The organism is Bacillus sp. SIMBA_074 (assembly GCF_046534555.1).
Taxonomy (GTDB): Bacteria; Bacillota; Bacilli; order Bacillales; family Bacillaceae_G; genus Bacillus_A; species Bacillus_A mycoides.
This window is the reverse complement of record NZ_JAWRYM010000427.1, coordinates 1-277: the sequence shown is the minus strand read 5'-3', so window position 1 is coordinate 277 and position 277 is coordinate 1. Positions and strand designations below refer to the sequence as shown.

1 pseudogene is annotated in these 277 nt (G+C 41.9%); it reads right to left on the bottom strand.

The annotated features are described in order from the left end of the window. Window positions 1-103, bottom strand: a pseudogene (locus SB773_RS31435) (aldehyde dehydrogenase family protein); the annotation flags it as partial. Window positions 104-277: the final 174 nt, after the last annotated feature.

Here is a 277-nt window from a genome sequence, read left to right as displayed (position 1 = left end):
ATTCACCCTTCACTGGTGGAACCCAATTTCCCCCAATGTAGTTTTCATAGCGATTTTTGAAAGTCACCTTGGATCCGGCTTGGCCGGGTTGAGCGTAGATCATGCGAGCGCCTCCTCTATTTATCACTTGTTTCTGTACATCCTTTTCTAAAAGCAAATATCGTACCAAGTCGAAAAAGGGGGAAATGACAACGCTTTCTAGAATACATAAGCAGAGGTGTGTTCTGAAATGGAACAAAAAGTGTTCCAATGTAGAGCGATCAATACGATTTAAAAC